The organism is Spiroplasma endosymbiont of Dactylopius coccus, from assembly GCF_977110965.1.
In genome coordinates, this window is record NZ_OZ373019.1 from 205,481 (window position 1) to 222,502 (window position 17,022).

The 17,022-nt window shown below is 23.5% G+C and carries 20 protein-coding genes and 2 pseudogenes; 1 reads left to right on the forward strand and 21 read right to left on the reverse strand.

The genetic code is table 4. The annotated features are described in order from the left end of the window. Window position 1: 1 nt before the first annotated feature. From ACXUB0_RS01310 to ACXUB0_RS01390, 17 genes are all read right to left on the reverse strand, one after another. A complete protein-coding gene (locus tag ACXUB0_RS01310; RefSeq protein WP_458257507.1) occupies window positions 2-1,699 on the reverse strand; it encodes a hypothetical protein in 1,698 nt (565 codons plus the stop codon). A 14-nt stretch (window positions 1,700-1,713) separates the two neighbouring features. Further along, window positions 1,714-2,238 carry a hypothetical protein gene (locus ACXUB0_RS01315; protein ID WP_458257508.1) on the reverse strand — a complete coding sequence of 175 codons (525 nt, stop codon included), beginning with the start codon at window positions 2,236-2,238 and terminating at the stop codon, window positions 1,714-1,716. A 241-nt stretch (window positions 2,239-2,479) separates the two neighbouring features. Continuing rightward, a complete protein-coding gene (locus tag ACXUB0_RS01320) occupies window positions 2,480-3,136 on the reverse strand; it encodes a hypothetical protein (protein WP_458257509.1) in 657 nt (218 codons plus the stop codon). A gap of 16 nt (window positions 3,137-3,152) precedes the next feature. Then, window positions 3,153-3,530, reverse strand: a complete 378-nt coding sequence (locus ACXUB0_RS01325; RefSeq protein WP_458257496.1) for a hypothetical protein — start codon at window positions 3,528-3,530, stop codon at window positions 3,153-3,155. A 17-nt stretch (window positions 3,531-3,547) separates the two neighbouring features. Beyond that, window positions 3,548-3,733, reverse strand: a complete 186-nt coding sequence (locus ACXUB0_RS01330) for a hypothetical protein (RefSeq protein ID WP_458257413.1) — start codon at window positions 3,731-3,733, stop codon at window positions 3,548-3,550. 1 nt (window position 3,734) lies between these two features. Continuing rightward, a complete protein-coding gene (locus ACXUB0_RS01335; protein ID WP_458257510.1) occupies window positions 3,735-3,923 on the reverse strand; it encodes a hypothetical protein in 189 nt (62 codons plus the stop codon). Window positions 3,924-3,957: 34 nt separating this feature from the next. Continuing rightward, window positions 3,958-4,116, reverse strand: coding sequence for a hypothetical protein (locus ACXUB0_RS01340; protein ID WP_458257360.1), 159 nt, complete (start codon window positions 4,114-4,116; stop codon window positions 3,958-3,960). A 174-nt stretch (window positions 4,117-4,290) separates the two neighbouring features. Next, window positions 4,291-4,563, reverse strand: coding sequence for a hypothetical protein (locus ACXUB0_RS01345; protein WP_458257511.1), 273 nt, complete (start codon window positions 4,561-4,563; stop codon window positions 4,291-4,293). 121 nt (window positions 4,564-4,684) lie between these two features. Beyond that, window positions 4,685-4,957, reverse strand: coding sequence for a hypothetical protein (locus ACXUB0_RS01350; protein WP_458257512.1), 273 nt, complete (start codon window positions 4,955-4,957; stop codon window positions 4,685-4,687). 1 nt (window position 4,958) lies between these two features. Continuing rightward, window positions 4,959-5,204 carry a hypothetical protein gene (locus ACXUB0_RS01355; protein ID WP_458257362.1) on the reverse strand — a complete coding sequence of 82 codons (246 nt, stop codon included), beginning with the start codon at window positions 5,202-5,204 and terminating at the stop codon, window positions 4,959-4,961. After that, a complete protein-coding gene (locus tag ACXUB0_RS01360) occupies window positions 5,204-5,359 on the reverse strand; it encodes a hypothetical protein (protein ID WP_458257363.1) in 156 nt (51 codons plus the stop codon). The genes ACXUB0_RS01355 and ACXUB0_RS01360 overlap by 1 nt, the downstream gene beginning before the upstream one ends. Before the next feature lie 208 nt (window positions 5,360-5,567). Further along, window positions 5,568-5,882 (reverse strand): hypothetical protein, encoded by a 315-nt coding sequence (locus ACXUB0_RS01365; RefSeq protein ID WP_458257364.1) that lies wholly within the window; start codon window positions 5,880-5,882, stop codon window positions 5,568-5,570. Then, complete coding sequence (locus ACXUB0_RS01370) at window positions 5,882-6,106, reverse strand: hypothetical protein (protein WP_338974876.1); 225 nt, start codon at window positions 6,104-6,106, stop codon at window positions 5,882-5,884. The genes ACXUB0_RS01365 and ACXUB0_RS01370 overlap by 1 nt, the downstream gene beginning before the upstream one ends. Beyond that, window positions 6,106-6,267, reverse strand: coding sequence for a hypothetical protein (locus ACXUB0_RS01375; RefSeq protein WP_338975126.1), 162 nt, complete (start codon window positions 6,265-6,267; stop codon window positions 6,106-6,108). Before ACXUB0_RS01375 ends, ACXUB0_RS01370 begins: the two co-directional genes overlap by 1 nt. 4 nt (window positions 6,268-6,271) lie before the next feature. Beyond that, window positions 6,272-6,565 (reverse strand): hypothetical protein, encoded by a 294-nt coding sequence (locus ACXUB0_RS01380; protein WP_458257513.1) that lies wholly within the window; start codon window positions 6,563-6,565, stop codon window positions 6,272-6,274. A gap of 2 nt (window positions 6,566-6,567) precedes the next feature. Continuing rightward, a complete protein-coding gene (locus ACXUB0_RS01385) occupies window positions 6,568-7,032 on the reverse strand; it encodes a hypothetical protein (protein ID WP_458257514.1) in 465 nt (154 codons plus the stop codon). A gap of 377 nt (window positions 7,033-7,409) precedes the next feature. Beyond that, on the reverse strand, window positions 7,410-7,604 hold the full coding sequence (locus tag ACXUB0_RS01390; RefSeq protein ID WP_458257368.1) for a hypothetical protein: 195 nt from the start codon (window positions 7,602-7,604) through the stop codon (window positions 7,410-7,412). Window positions 7,605-8,450: 846 nt separating this feature from the next. On the opposite strand from ACXUB0_RS01390, the pseudogene ACXUB0_RS01395 reads away from it, so the two are divergent. Continuing rightward, window positions 8,451-9,388 (forward strand): annotated as a pseudogene (locus ACXUB0_RS01395) (IS256 family transposase); the annotation flags it as partial. A gap of 41 nt (window positions 9,389-9,429) precedes the next feature. Here the strand turns inward: ACXUB0_RS01395 and ACXUB0_RS01400 are convergent. From ACXUB0_RS01400 to ACXUB0_RS01415, 4 genes and pseudogenes are all read right to left on the reverse strand, one after another. Beyond that, window positions 9,430-10,418: pseudogene (locus tag ACXUB0_RS01400) on the reverse strand (IS256 family transposase); the annotation flags it as partial. 627 nt (window positions 10,419-11,045) lie between these two features. After that, window positions 11,046-12,044 carry an ABC transporter ATP-binding protein gene (locus tag ACXUB0_RS01405; protein WP_338959714.1) on the reverse strand — a complete coding sequence of 333 codons (999 nt, stop codon included), beginning with the start codon at window positions 12,042-12,044 and terminating at the stop codon, window positions 11,046-11,048. Between the two features lie 20 nt (window positions 12,045-12,064). Continuing rightward, window positions 12,065-16,060, reverse strand: coding sequence for an ABC transporter permease (locus ACXUB0_RS01410; RefSeq protein ID WP_458257515.1), 3,996 nt, complete (start codon window positions 16,058-16,060; stop codon window positions 12,065-12,067). A gap of 40 nt (window positions 16,061-16,100) precedes the next feature. Next, complete coding sequence (locus tag ACXUB0_RS01415) at window positions 16,101-16,964, reverse strand: hypothetical protein (RefSeq protein ID WP_458257516.1); 864 nt, start codon at window positions 16,962-16,964, stop codon at window positions 16,101-16,103. Window positions 16,965-17,022 lie beyond the last annotated feature (58 nt).

Sequence of the window (17,022 nt, forward strand, 5' to 3'; positions counted from 1 at the left end):
TTTATCATTCCTTAAAAAATGCTTTTTTATAATGTTTAGTTTTTGTTTTAGTTTTTCTATGTGATATATGTATAATTTCTTTTTGTAATTTCTTTTTACCTTTTTTTACAACTTGACTATATGCAAATTTTTCTAAATGATGTAATAATCCAGTACCAAATACAGTATTTACTGAAAATTTTAAACCAACACTTTTAAATGATTTATTAATATTTTCAATAGGATTATTAATAACATTTGCTACTTTATGATAAGTTCTTACGATTCTAAATATTTCTCTATATACTTTAAAACTATCTCTAATTATTTGTTGAACAACCGGTGGAGCAAATGCTATTGCTTTTAATCATTTATTTTGATTAACTCCATAACCAATGTATCAACCACTATATCAACGATATCAATGGAATGGATGTATTTGAGTAACAAAAGTTTCTGCTTTAAGAATACTATCAACAACTGTAATTGGTTTATATTTAGGATTACGATGATAAATAGTAATTGCACATTTATCTAATGATAAAGGTTGAATTTTACAACCCATAAATACTGGGGAATTTAATGGAATTAATTGTGCATGTTTAATTGCTTTTTTCTCTGCACTAGTAAATAAATCAGTTACTTTTTCTTTTAATTTATTAATTTTCTCAAATGCTTGTTTTTCTAATTTTTCAAATTTTTCTTGTAATTTATATATACTTTCTCGTAATTTTTCAAAATATGATGTATTTTTTCAAAATTTATTTAAACCTTTTTTTAAATAAAATCTAATATCCAAATATTTAAAAATTTTATTTGCATTTAAAACAATCTTATGAATTGAACTTTTTTTAAAATTAAATTTAATAGCATTAGCACGAATTTTTTGTAAATCTAAAATTAAAGTTTTTCCATATCTATTTTCTGAATGTATTGTATGAACTAAATTTAATCAATCATGTTGGTTCATAGATAGTACTTTTTTTAAATCAGTATTATATTTTTTTAAAAAGTTATTTGCTTTTTCAATATCTTTAATTTTAAATTTAGGAGTTAATTGTGGACTTAGTTTTATTAATGTATTTTGTAATAATAAGTAATCTTTTAATTCTTGTGCTTCTAATTTTTGAAAATTATTTTTATATTGTCTTTCAGCAACATATCCTAAATTTTGGATTATTGTTTCACGATTAGGAGCAAAACTATAATTAAATAAATAACGTTTATTACCAATAATTTTATCTGTTAAAATTTCTTTTCCACTTACTTGACTTATAATTTCTTGTAAGTTTTTTGCTTCTTTAATTCCAACTTGTTCTAATGTTTTAGTTTTTTCTGCTAATTTAATAAATTTAGTAGTACGATAACCACGACTAATTTTATTAAGTCCAGCAAATGCAGGAAGTATATTAAAGAAAGTATTTAATTTTGTTACATTTCCTTTTAAATAATCATAAACTTGATTAATAGTAAAATCAGTTAAAAACTCTACACCAACAGCACTAATACTAGCAATTAAATCACTTGCACCTAATCCAAGGGCTACACTTTCACTTAATCCACCAGTAAAAGGAGCAAGTGCTACTGCTATGACCTGTACACCAATCATTTCTAAAATTTCTCATCAAAAACTTTTATTTTCTTGTTGTTTACTTATTCTAGTATGTTTTTGTTTATTTATGTTTAAAAGTATTGCTGTACTAGTTGTACCGATTGGCATAATATTAATTTCCTTTATTTAAGAGTTATTTTAATTGGATTTGTTGTTCCTTTATAATTTAAGTCATTAACATTTGCAGTAATAGTTATATATAAGTCACCTGCTTTTTGTTTTTGATTACTTACATTAGTTTTCCCTTGTGCATCACTAAAATATTTAATAGTTGGATTTGTTAAATTTGGATTTAATGATTTAAGTTCATTAGTACTTTTTATTTGTGTATTTAATTCACTATTATTGTTATTAACATTTGCAGTAATATCAGTTGTTAAATTTGTAATTTTAGTTTTTAAATCAGTTTTATCAGTATTAATAATTCCACATGCCATTCAACGTGATGTTGTTTCATTATTAGAAATATAAGGTATGGCTTGACCTGTAACTTCTCCACCAACTAAATACATTCTTCCAACTTTACCATCTGCCACTTCTTGAACATAAATAATTGTATCTTGCAACATATATCTTTTCATTGCTCTTGGTGTTGCTAAAACAAATGACATAATTTCATCATCATTTTTATCATTTTTAAAAGTCATATAGTCATCCATTACAATTTGACATAAAACACCTTTAATATATAAATCATTACCATTTAATCTTAGAACCTGTTTGGAATCTTTTAAACATAATTAAACTAAAAAAGGGAATAATTATTTCTAACCTGACAGTTAATTAACATTTTATTTTCTTTGTCATTTTTTTGTTAAAAAGATTTTATCATTTGACAACTTATCGATTAAAAATTTATTTTTCAACTATAAAATAACATTTATGATATTAATTTAATCAAAAATAAGTTAAAAAAGATCCTAAACAGGTTCTTAATTGTTGTGCAATTTCATTATCAGTAATTAAACCTTTATTATCTGCCAAATAAACTATACTATCATAAAGAGAATTAGTAATAAAGAATCTACAATTTGCAATATTTCTATATTGAAATAATGTATTTCATGCCCCCAACATTGCTTCTACATATTTAATTGCTTGTGCTTTTGGTTCTGTTGATTTTTCAATCATAAATTTAATTGCATATTTTGCAATTACATTAGTATTGTTATTAGCTAAATAATCTGCTAAATCATTAGCAACTTCATATTGCATACTTTGTAATAAATTTTGACCATTTTCTGCTAATAAATCTTTTGCTGCAATTGTTTCGCCAGCAACGGCTTCTTCTGTAATTTCTTTAATAATTTTATCTGTATCAGCATATCCAACATCTATTCTTTTACTTTTATCATTTCATTGAAGAACTTTAACTTTTGGGTCTTTTGGTTTTTTAACTATAAATTCAATTCTTGTTGAATTAACCATTTCGATAGGAAAAAAAATTGCCCACGGACTATTTGATTGTTTAAAAAATTCTATAAATTCTGGTGCTTCTACTAATTTTTCGGTATTATCTAAATTTTGTTTGAATGGTACTGCCATTTTTTATTTTCCTTCCTTATAATTTATTTTTATTTTTATAATCCAATAATGTACTTTTTATTGAATTTGGTTGATTTGTTATTATTGTTTGTGGTTTGCCACCTGTATTAATTGTTTCTTTAAATACTGGTTGTTCTTTAATCATTTTTTTAATAGTTTCTTCAATTTTTGAATTTTCTATATTACTTGTTTTAAATTTTAAATAATCATAAAATTCAGTTTTAACTTGATATTTTTTAAATATATTAATAATTTCTTTTTCTTTAATTTCTTGATTAAGTTTATTTAACTTATTTTCTGCTTCATTAACTTTATTTTCTATTTCTTGTGAAGAAGCATTATTTTCAGTTAAAGGTTCAGTTGTTTGTTGAACATTATTTTCATTTTCTAACATTTAACATTCTCCTAATCTTATCCCAATAATCAATCTTTAACTAATTGTGGCATTTCACTTATTAGTTTTTTATAATCATTAACAGCATTTTCTAATATATCAATATCAGAAAATTTAAAACAATTTCCTATATCTAAATCAAAATCTCTATCAATTTTGATATTATTTTTTCTATATTTTTCATTAAATTCAATTTTTGTCATATTATTTTTCTCCTTTATTAATTTTTTCATTTAATTTTGCTAATTTTTTTTGATGTTTTATAATTTTGTTATTTACTCTAACATGTTTTGGAGTTGTAATAAATCTTTTTAATAAAACAATAATTTCTCTGCAAATTAATGTTCCAACACTTGTTCCAATAATTATTAATTCATGTAAAAATTCTTTCATCTCAATATTTTCCTTTCAATTATTTATTTTTTAATTATTCATCAAATTGACCACCATTAATTCTTTCAATCATTGATTGTGAATTACTTATAATTTTTACTAATACAGATATTTCTTTATTTAATTGTTCCATTCTTTCTTTATATGATTGTATTTCTTGATTATAATATTCAATTATTTTTTCTTTATTCATTGCTTTTCACCCCCTTTATAAACTCATGTGATTGTAATCTCAATTTAATGAAGCATTATCAGTATTTAATGGTACTTCGCTCATATTATCACTACCGTATTGACTGGTTGTTTCACTATTAATTGAAAATCTATTATCATTAATTAATCTTGTAGTTTCATTATTAAATGTTGTTTATTGCATTTCTTCAACATGATGATTTGTTTCCATAGGTAATAAATTATGAATAATTTCAGATGCCCCAGCAATAATGGTAGGTACTGCATAAGCATTATTAAAATTATTATTTATACCCATAGCAACACCAGTACTAATCAAACATCCACCAGTTGCCATATTACAAATTTTTCTTATTGTTTCAAATTTATTAGGTATTAACTCAGTTAATCCACTAATAAGATTTGAAATACCATAAGCATTTAAACTAATATATGTATCTCAATCCATTAATGACTGATTATCTTGTTTATCTAATAATAATCATGGTGGACCCTCAGTTGTAGTTGTAGTAGTTATTGGAGTTGGTGTTGTTGGAATAATAGGATTAATATTATTTTCTGTTCATTTACTATAATTTGCTAAACCGATTGTTCCTAAACCTAGTAATATTTTTTTTAGAACTATTAATTAATTTTGTTTTAGTATTTGGTCTTTGATTTAAATTTCAAATATCTAAACCTAATTTTTTACCAAATAATAAACTATTAATTGAACCTAATACTGGATTTGAAATTACTTGACCATAATAAGCACTTGTACCAATCATTGCACAAATAGGACTTATACCGGTTCTAATTAATTTGGTTAAAGTATAATTTGATTGTGTATTTTCGTTTGGCATTTTATTCTCCTTTAATTTCTAATTTTTTAACTGTTACTTTAATTCAACCTTGATAAACATCATTATCACCAACTATTAATGCAACATTACTTTCGGGGTCAGAAACAATTATGTGTTTTGATTTAATATTTGGATATTGTCTTAAAATAATTGCTCTAATATCATTACTTGTATGAATTGCTTTGGGAAATGGTGATAATATTTCAATTTCATCTTTATTTTCAAACAAAGTAGGTAATATTATCATTAGTCAAATTCTCCATTTTCTATTTTTTCTTGTAATTTCATTATTAATTTCATTTTCCAATTACTAATATTAATTTTAATTTCATCACTAATATCATCTTTAAGTAATTCCATAAATTCATTGTCAAGATAATTAATTATTTTTTCTTTATTCATAATTTAACCTTTCTTTTCTAACTCTTTTATTTTGTTTTTGCTTACATAAGTTATTACATTTATGGGCATAAACTCTACCATAACCACATTTATTATTCTTTTTAATTTTTATTATCATTAGTTTTAAATGTTTCTTCTTTTTCATCTCAATATAATTTGGTATTTGTTTCTATTCACTTCTCAAAAGAATTTAATTTTAATTTATTCATTATCAAATGTCTCCATTTTCTAAATCTTTAATTAACTCAAAAGCATCAATATATGGTATTCCATCATCACCTTTATCTAATTCATCTTGTATTTGTTCTTTAAGAAAATTAATTAATTTTTCTTTATATTCATTAATATATTTTTGAGCAATTTTTCTTCTTATATTTTCAACTTTAATCATATGTTCTTCACAAAAATATCTTACTTGTACATTATCTTTATCTAATTTTGTTGGTAAATTAGTACAATTAGTTATATGTTTACCAACTTCATTAACTTCACTAAAACAACATGGTATATTTTCTTTATTCATTATTTACTTTCCTTTCTATATTTTTTTTCTTGATGTATTAATAAATTTATTAAAATTATTTGTTTATCAATGTCACCTAATTTTTTTAAAAGATATTCATATCTTTTTTTAAAATCTTCACTATCAATATCTCTATCTTTATAAATTAAATTTTTCAGTTTTTTTATTTTATATAAGGTTTTTGGGGAATATATTTCTCCATCCATACAAAGAAAACATTTCATTATTTTATTTCCTTATTTTCAATTTGATTAGCAATTTCATTTAATATTTTCAATACTTTATATTCATTTTTTAATTCTTTAATAATAAATATTAAAATTATTATTAGTGTTATACTTGTTATTAATATTGGTACTATTAATAAAATTTTTCATAATATCATTTTTTTACTCTTTTCATTTTTTAAATCATTTAACATTAATTGAACAAAATGCACGATTTTTAGGAATATTTAAAGTATTAAAAATTTGACCAGTTACTATAATTTCATCGTTTTTGTTTAATAAAATACAGCGTCTATAAAGTTTTGGTTTATTAAAAATTAAAGTAACATAGTTTAATCCATTTCATTGACCACGAACACTATAATATAATTCTTTATTACCTTTTTCGTAATATTTTGCTTCAATAGTGTTACTAAGTTTTACTGTTAATTTGACATAATTTGTTTTATCTTTCATTTTTATAATTTCCTTAAATAATTGTCAAAAATTAATATTTTTTTATGATTTTTTAAATAATATTGAATATGCTTATATGCATCTTGTTCATGTTTTGTTAATTTTATATTTCCTTTATAATTTGTTATTTTATTTTTATTTTTTGGTTGGTTTTCTAGATAATATCAATTCATAACATCTTGTACTAATACCATTAATGCACCAATAATTTTAGGGGTTGCTAATGGATTAGTTAATAATTGTTTTGAATTTAAAAAGAAATTTTCTACAATAACTAATATTTTTTTATCAATAAATTTTTCTTTAATCAATTGAAATTTTTCTTTATACATATTTTTAGTTCATAAAACAGTTAATGTATTAAATGTTTCATTAAAAATAATATTATTAGTTTCATGTGAATATATAACAATTCCATTATTACCAATTCCAGCGGGGTCAATTCCGATAATTAAGTCATATTGCATTAATTAAGTTAACCTCTAATAACTGTTTTAATAATTTCTAAATCACAATTACATCAACAATATTTACATTCTTCAATAAATTCTTTATGACCACAAACTAAATTATCTTTTTTTTAAATCATCAATCAGTTTAATTAGTCCTATTTTAAATTCAATATCATCACTGTCTGGTATGCAAATCGTTCCTCTTTTAGTTAAATATTCTTTATCCATATTTATACCTCCTACTTAACCTAATATTTAAAATACAGTCATAACAAATCGCTTTACTATTTTTATCTCTTAAAAAATATTTTCTTGTTTTTATATCATTAGTATTAAAGAATAAATAATCAAATTTATGTTGTTTACATGTTCAACAAAAATACTTTTTCATTTTATTTATCTACATTTTCTTGTTTTTTATCAATAACATAATCAATTGTTATATTTTTATAATTATTTAAGTGAGTTTTACATAATCCTAATTTTGTATCTTTTTTAATTGAACAAACATATATTTCTTGTTTACTATTATTATTTTTACAACCATAAATATCACAAAATCATATTCAATCATGTTCATTAATCATTATTGAATTACCTTACTTTCATTATTAATATGTTCTGTTGCTTCTAGCATAAAGAACATAACTACTATTCGTTTTATTCATTCCAGAAATTCTGGGCTCAAAAATAAATTGTGAAATTTTAAAAAACATTGAGGCATTCGATTCAATATTTATTTAATTTGTGTTTAGCAAATTAATATTTTAATTGAACCGGCACCGCTCAATTTTTTTTACAAGTTTGAAATTTATTTTCTCGCCCAAAAATTTTTTCAAAAAAAATAAAAAATAAAACCAACACTTGCTCACTGGGGAGTGGCAAGGTTGGTTAAATAAAGATAGAATTAATACAACAGGTCCCTACAACAGGTCTATATATACTAGTTTCCAATTCGCTCCCACCCCAAGAATTACCATTACTGGTTAGTATATTTTATTAGGTATCACTCCACTTTTTATTTATTCATGCAAGTCCACATGCTCTAACTACTATTTTTAACAACTGTGTTGTAGTTCACTTTTTTAGTTCCCTAACACGTGTTGATAATAGCGTTAAAGAGGGTTATTAATTATTAACTTTCTCCTACTTGGTCACTGCGTGTAGTAGATATTTAAAGAGTGTTAATAATAAAAATTTTAAAATTTTACAATTACAAAAAAAGACAAGATTATTTCTTGTCTTTTTCCTTTGAGAATAATTTTTATTTTATCTTATAAAATCTATATTTTTTAAAATACGTCGAATATAAATTTAAATTTAAGGGTAAAAGAAAATTTAATTTGTCTATCATCATTTTTAAATGGTAATTTTGGAAATAAGTTACTAATATGATAATAAATTATTTCGTAACTTTGACAACCGTCCGTAATTTTAATCCTGTAATAATTGCAAAAAGACAAAGAAGATTTGATGGTTTTGATCAACAAGTTCTTTCTTTATATGCAAAAGGTATGACATTATCAGATATTAGAATGCAATTACAAGAGTTATATCATGGTGCTGATATTAGTGAAAGTGTTATTAGTCAAATTACTGATGATGTTATTGATGATGTAAAAGCATGGCAAAATCGACCATTAGATAGTGTTTATCCGATTGTTTATTTTGATTGCATAGTAGTTAAAATACGACAAGATAAACGCATTATTAACAAATCTGTGTAGGAGTTGATTTAGAAGGTAAAAAAGATGTTTTAGGCTTATGAATTAGTGAAAATGAAGGTTCTAAATTTTGATTAGCCAATTTCACAGAAATGAAAAATCGAGGCTTAAATGATATTCTCATTGCTTGTAGTGATAATTTAACAGGAATGTCAGAAGCAATACAATCAGTTTATCCTAAAACAGAACATCAATTATGCATCGTTCATCAAATTAGAAATAGTTTGAAATATGTCTCATATAAGCATAGAAAATCTCTAGTTGCAGATTTAAAACCAATTTATACTGCATGTAGTGAAGAACAAGCAATGCAGGCTTTAGAAACATTTGAAAATAAGTGAAATAAACAATATCCTCAAATTGCTAAATCTTGATATAAAAATTGAGAAAATTTGATAGTTTTTATTAGTTATCCAACAGAAATTAAAAGAGTAATTTATACCACAAATGCTATTGAATCTGTTAATAGTCAATTACGAAAAGTTATCAGAAATAAAAAAGTTTTTCCTAATGATATGGAAGAATTGAAAATATTTTATTTAGCAATTGAAAATATAACAAAAAAATGAACAATGCCCATTCAAAATTGAAATACAGCAATTGCTCATTTTATGATAAAATTTGAAGATAGAATTAATCTTAACTAGTACTTTGTAAAACAAAGATACACAGATTTCTAAAAAGCCTCAATAAAAACTATCAAATTTTCTCAATTTTTATATCAAGATTTAGCAATTTGAGGATATTGTTTATTTCACTTATTTTCAAATGTTTCTAAAGCCTGCATTGCTTGTTCTTCACTACATGCAGTATAAATTGGTTTTAAATCTGCAACTAGAGATTTTCTATGCTTATATGAGACATATTTCAAACTATTTCTAATTTGATGAACGATGCATAATTGATGTTCTGTTTTAGGATAAACTGATTGTATTGCTTCTGACATTCCTGTTAAATTATCACTACAAGCAATGAGAATATCATTTAAGCCTCGATTTTTCATTTCTGTGAAATTGGCTAATCAAAATTTAGAACCTTCATTTTCACTAATTCATAAGCCTAAAACATCTTTTTTACCTTCTAAATCAACTCCTACACAGATTTGTTAATAATGCGTTTATCTTGTCGTATTTTAACTACTATGCAATCAAAATAAACAATCGGATAAACACTATCTAATGGTCGATTTTGCCATGCTTTTACATCATCAATAACATCATCAGTAATTTGACTAATAACACTTTCACTAATATCAGCACCATGATATAACTCTTGTAATTGCATTCTAATATCTGATAATGTCATACCTTTTGCATATAAAGAAAGAACTTGTTGATCAAAACCATCAAATCTTCTTTGTCTTTTTGCAATTATTACAGGATTAAAATTACTATTGCGATCTCGTGGTACATCAATCTCAATTTTACCTTGTTGAGTTATTAATTTTTTTGAACTTATACCATTACGAGCATTGTCACTATTACTATGTTGATTCTTATCATATCCTAAATAATTTTGCATCTCAGAATTCAACATTTTTTCTACTAATCTTTTTGTTAATTCTTTATACAAACCTCCCTCTTTAAAAACTGTTGTTAAATCTTCAGTATTTTCTAATAATAAATCTACTGCTTTTGATATTGGATCATTATTATTAATATTTTGCTTTTTAGCCATTTGTAACTCACTCTTTCTAGGTTTATTATAGAACTAATTAAACATAGTTATTTTTGTAAGTTACACAGATTACTAAACATTACCTTTAAATTTTTAAGTCATACTTTAATATGATAATATTTATTATTATTTTATTTTTAATTGTATTAAATTAAGGTATGATTTTTTAATTTAATATTAAAATTTCTAAAAAGGAATGTTTAACTTAGTTCTTCTATTTTAATATTACTATTAATATTTTTTTTGTTATCTACATTTTGCTTATTTTTATTATATAATAAAGAAATTCCTATTATTAAACCAATTAAATTTAATGTTAAAAATAATAATATGATGCCTAATGCATTATTACTATTACATAAAGTTATACCTCAAATTAAAAACACTATTCAAATTACTAAACATATTCATATAATAAATGTAATTAAACCAATACTCATTACCTTGCACCTTTTTCTTTCTAAAAAATAATTAAACTAAATAAAATATAGTATTTTCTATTAGATTCTTATAATTTAATATTTTTTACTTTATACAAGTATTTACTCTATATAAATATAAGAAAAATGCATATTTTTATGCATTTTTCTTATATTTATTAAATCAACCCCCATCTATATCCTTTTCTTATGATCAATTTATTTCATTTGGTTTCATTGGTTTTTCATTATTCTTTACACTAATAATTTTACCATTTTTAACGTTAATAACAGTATTTGCAACATATTGGAAGTTAGGATTATGAGTAACCATAATAATTGATGTTTTATATTCTCGATTAACATCCAATAAAATTTCTAACACCTTACGCCCCATTTCCTCATCAAGTGCTCCTGTTGGCTCATCACAAAATAAAATTGTCGGATTTTTTGCTAGTGCTCTACCAATCGATACTCTTTGTTGTTGTCCACCCGATAATTGACTTGGAAACTTATTCATATGTTCATCCATTTCAATAACTTGAAAAATATCATCAATACTCATATTTTTATTTTTAGCAAGATTTTCACCAACTTCAGCATTTTCACGAGCAGTTAAGTTAGTTAATAAATTGTATTGTTGAAAAATAAAACCAACATTATCTCGTCTAAATTTAGTTAAATGACTATCTTTTAATAAAGATAAATTGTATCCCGCCACAAAAACATCACCAGTATTAGGTTTATCCAATCCCGAAATAATATTTAATAATGTTGTCTTACCACTTCCCGATGGTCCTAAGATAACAACAAAATCACCTAATTTAATTTTTAAATTAACTCCTTTTAATACTTCATATTCTAAGTCTCCAGTTAAGTAAGATTTTTTAACATCAAATAATTCAATAACATTAGTTTGAGTATCAGGAGTATTATTAGTCATTGATATAATTTTACCTGCTAAAATTTCTTTTGAATGAGTTTTTGTTAATTTTTTAATTGCTTTTTGATTATCTTTAAAAGCTTGCAATTTAGCTTTATTAGCTTCTATTTCTTCCTTTGATTCTGGTTTATCATGAGATTTATGAGTTACTGGTGGTATTGTACCTTCGGTTTTAGATACTGACTTCTTTGTAAAACTAGATTCTAACTTATTTTTAGTTACTTGTTCACTTGAATTTTTAGTGTTTTTTTTATCATTTTTCATGTTTTTATTCCTTTCTGCTTTTAATCAAATTCATTTAAAGTTTTAATTGGATTAATCTTCTTCATGGCATATCAATCAATAATAAAGGTTGTTGCATAAATACCAAAGACAATTAAACCAACCACAAGCGGTAATCATCAAACAAAGAATAATGGTAAAACCCATGTTGTATTAGCAGCTAAATAGTTAAGAATAAACTTAACAATTATTCATCCTACAGGAAAACCAATAACAAACATAACAGCAATCACTGGTAAATACATACCAATAACAATATTAGTTATTTTTGCATCACTATAACCAAGTGTTTTCATTGTTGCTATTGTTTTACGATTTTCATAAATTACTAAATTACTTGTTAATAAAATAATAAAGAACGAAATGATTAATGAAAAGATAATAAATGTAACCAATACTGTATCAACTAAAGCAGTAATTTGATTTAACAACTGATGATGGATATCTTGTGGCGTAATATTAACAGCACTACCTGCACCATAACCTTGATAAGTACCAGAACCATCAGTACCACCATTTAAACCAAAAGCACTGTAATCTCCATACATTTGCGAAGTTGAAAATGAATTAGTTATATCTGGTAATGATTGCGAATTTGAAAATTTAAAATTAAAGATTGGATTTTCATTTTCAAATATTTGATTAAGTTTATAAATAACGGGATCATTTAATTGATTAAGAAAATTTTGATATTCATTAAATGATTTTAATTTACCAAAATCAACATCACAAGTTGTTTTTTTGTCTTCTCATTCTTTTTTAAATAATAAAAATAAAAATTCTTTTGTTTTATTAAATGATAAAACTTTATCAGCATTAGTTTTACTAATATAAGCATTAGGTTGACCATAACCATTATATATACCAACTACTTTATACGTTGGTGTTTTAGAACTTATCTTATCATTATAAGAATTAACAACCTTACCAGCAGCAACTTCTTTTAACATATTTGTAGCATTAATACCCGCATTAACATAAGCCTCATCCTTTAACTCATCAACTTGTGTATAACCAGTTTGTTGTTTTAATAATGTTACATTATTAACATTTTTACTATCGCCAACAACGTTATCAATATTAATTTTATCCAAATCAAAAGGTTTCAATTTATTATTATCTTTAAATTTTATAGTATTACCATTACTACTCATTTTAAATTCATCATTTATTTTTAAATTTAATTGTTTAGCAATTGTTTGATTAATAACAAGACTAATACTATCATCACTATTTTCTTGTTCTAAAAGTGGATTTAATGAAGAACCTCCAGCATCATATAATTGCATCATTGAAGGTTTGCCTAACTGTTGTTGATTTTGTAAACCATAAACTTTCATTAAATATTTGTTCTGTTTAAATAATTTTTCAGGAGTACCAATAAAGTAAGTTCCTAATTCATCAGTTTCTTTATCAAAAGGCACAACATTAAAAGCAACATTAAAAGGAGCATTGGGATGACTATAAGCTTTGGCAATATTTTGACGAATAAAATATGGGCTTTTAGTATAAGCACCTTGCACTACAGTTTGTCCCATTCTATTATAAAATAAAGCACCAAATCAAATTCCAACTTTATTAATTCAACTATCACGCTCTTTGTCACTAATTTCAGATGCATTATTATTCAATAATTGTGTTTCATTAGTTAAATGTCACGGATATAATTTATCGTTAGTATCAAAACTTAAATTATCAATATCATTAATAAAAGTAGGACCCTTACTTGAGGCATTTTTGTAAGCAGGAATATTACTATTTGCTCAATCTTTGAATTTTGTAATATCTAAATCATTAGGATTAGTACTAATCTTACCAGTCTTCGAAATCGTACCACTAATATTCATTGCCACTGTTGTTCGATAGTTTTGATAAAATTTTCTAATAATATTATAAGTATTCTCACTATAAAAACTGTTAATATTAGTATTTTTTAAAACTGTGTCATACATTGGTAGTGCATTTGGTCAAGCCATTTGTACCATAATTCCAACAATCACAGAAGCATCTTTAATATCACTAGAATCTAATCCATTTAAAAAGTTTTTAGTAAGCATTTTACCATTTAAATACGTTAAACCAGTATATCCTAAATCACTAATAGCAGCACCGGGATTAGATTCATCTGACATTGGAGCATATGCTTCAGCATTAATATTATTTTCTAATAATTCTTTAACAAAAGTATCATTTAATGGTCCAGAATTATCAAAACGTGGTGGATGTCAATATGTATCACCAGTAGTACTATCAACAGTAGAAGTATAAGTTCAATCATCTTTATTATTTGGATTATAAGTTTTATAAAAACTATATGGAGAATTATAAGTCGGAATGTCATATTCAACTAAGGAGTGATAATTCATACCAGTAAAAGAAAGTAATTTATTATCAGCCATAATTTTTGGACCAATAATAGATGTTGTCATTAAAGTTGTTCCTAAAAACATAGTTAATGCTGCTGCTGCCATTTTTCCAATTGATGATGTAAATAGTGATAAACGGAATCTTGTTAAAAATCCACGATTAATACTTTTTGTTTTAATAATTCGACTAAAGCGAGAATTAACAGTAGCTGATTCGTTTTTAATTAAATCTATTGGTTTTTTAATAACTGTTAAAGCACTAATAACTCATGCAATAATTGATAAAAAACCAAATATTAAAATTAAACAATATATAAATCCTAAACCATTAAAAATAAAATGACCAAAATCTAGATTAAAATAGTTGGCAAATGTTTGAACTATAATTACTTGTAAACCACTTGCTGGTAAAAACACTAAAATAGTACCAATAAGTGCTGCTACCATTGGATAAGATAAAGATGTAATTAAAATTTTAATATTACTATAACCTAATGATTTTAAAATTCCAATTTGTGTTCGTGAATTATCAATATTTTTATAAGTAATTAATATTACTGTAATTCCTGTAATAATTAAAACAATTAACAATAAACCAATTAATAAACTTTTAAATCCAATAATAGTTGCATTCAAAGTAGCAGTACGTTTATTAAACGTATACTTATTATTTCCTAATTTATATACTAAAGCAGCATCAGAATCAATAGTATTAATATATTTACTTCTTAAACTTTGTGAAATTAATTTAATATCATTAATTTTACCTATTGTTGATTTTCCAACAAAATAAATTTCGCGATCATTATCAGAAGAAATTGTGATTTTTTCATTAGCTTTATCATATGATCAAATATAATTATTTTTTTCTAACCTTTTACTTAAACCAAATTGCATTGGATCAACGTATAATAAACCTTCACGAGTTTTATTTGGAATTGGTGTAGTTTGATCAATAATTGGGGTTGTGAAATCAGCAGATACACCATATCCAACAATTTTTAATCAATTATAACTACTATAAGCAGCATCATTTAAATCATATCCTGAAACTTTTAAACTACTTCCTAATTGATCTGATTGCACACGAATTGTATCATTAATATGCAAATTATTTTTTTGAGCAAATTCTTTATTAATAACTACCTGTTTTCAACTTGGAGTTTTATCTGGATTATTACTATCTCCTATTTGATAACCATCACTAATGATTAATTTATCAATACGAGCATCTTGATTATAAGTTAATATTTTTAAAATTCTAGGATTACTATTATTATCTAATTGCATAGTTCTGCCTTCAACACGATCTCATATAAATTCATTACCAGCATCATTTGCAATATTGTTAATATCAAAATCATTCTTTTCATCAACAGCAGTTGTTGATGTTGAGATTTTATTAGAAACAGTTTTTGGAGTAGTATTAGATAAATCAATAACAAAATCATGTAAATTAGATTTTGCAACTAATGTTGAATATTCATCAGAAATTCTTGCTAAACTTGTTTGCATTAATGAAAAAATAGTTGATGATAATAATACTAAAACAATTAAACCAACTAATTGAATTTTATTACGAAATGCTTGTTTAAACGAATTTTTAAAAAGCAAAAATGATTGTTTTTTCATATTCGTTCTTCCTTTCTTTTAAATTTTAAAACAAAAAAAGTTATTGAATTAAAGCCATTTTTCAACCATTAATTAAAGTTTTTAAATCTTGAATAGTTTTAGTAATAAGTAGTGTTAATTGGGCACTTAAAAAATAAGTTAAATTCTTCTTAAAAATAGCAATTAAAAGTTTTTTATTATTATCAGTAATAGAAACTTGGTGGTCAAAATTAGTAAACATTTGTTTTTTAAATTGCCATATTAAAATGATAATTTTAGTTTTAGTATATGCTTTTACTGGAAATTGTTTATTAATAATATTGGGTAATGAAGAATTACTAAATAATGTTACTCAAGTTTTTTTAATTAAATTAAAAATTGTAAATAAATTATCACTAAACATTTTTCATGAAAAGAAACCTAATCAATAGTAAAAGAACACTAAAATTAGTACTGAAATAAAGTTATTTATTGATGGTAATGATATTTTAATCATAGTAAAATTAAATTGTAAAATAATAGCAATTATAATAATTCACAAAATAGTAAAACGCATCACTTTCATAATTTGATTATTATTACGGCTTAAAAAACTAAAACAAATAAATAAATGTAAAATCGAAATCAATGATAGCATTGGTAAACTTTCTAAATCTAAAAAATTAATATTAATTACCATTTCTTGAACTGGTAATAAAAATAAACAAAATTGTGCTAAAAATCATAAACTAAATTGAAGAATAATGATTTTTGTTTTATTAAATATTTTTTTATTATTAATACTATTTTTATGAAAATTAATAGTAATTAAAAAAGTTAATTTCATAATTAAAAGTAAAAAAAGAACTGGTAAACCAAAAAAAATAAATAATTGTTCAAAATTATTAATACTATTAATTTTTAAAATATTACTACTACGTAACATTATATTCACCTTTAAATAAACTTTGTTATTATTATAATTATAAACTATTAAAATTAAA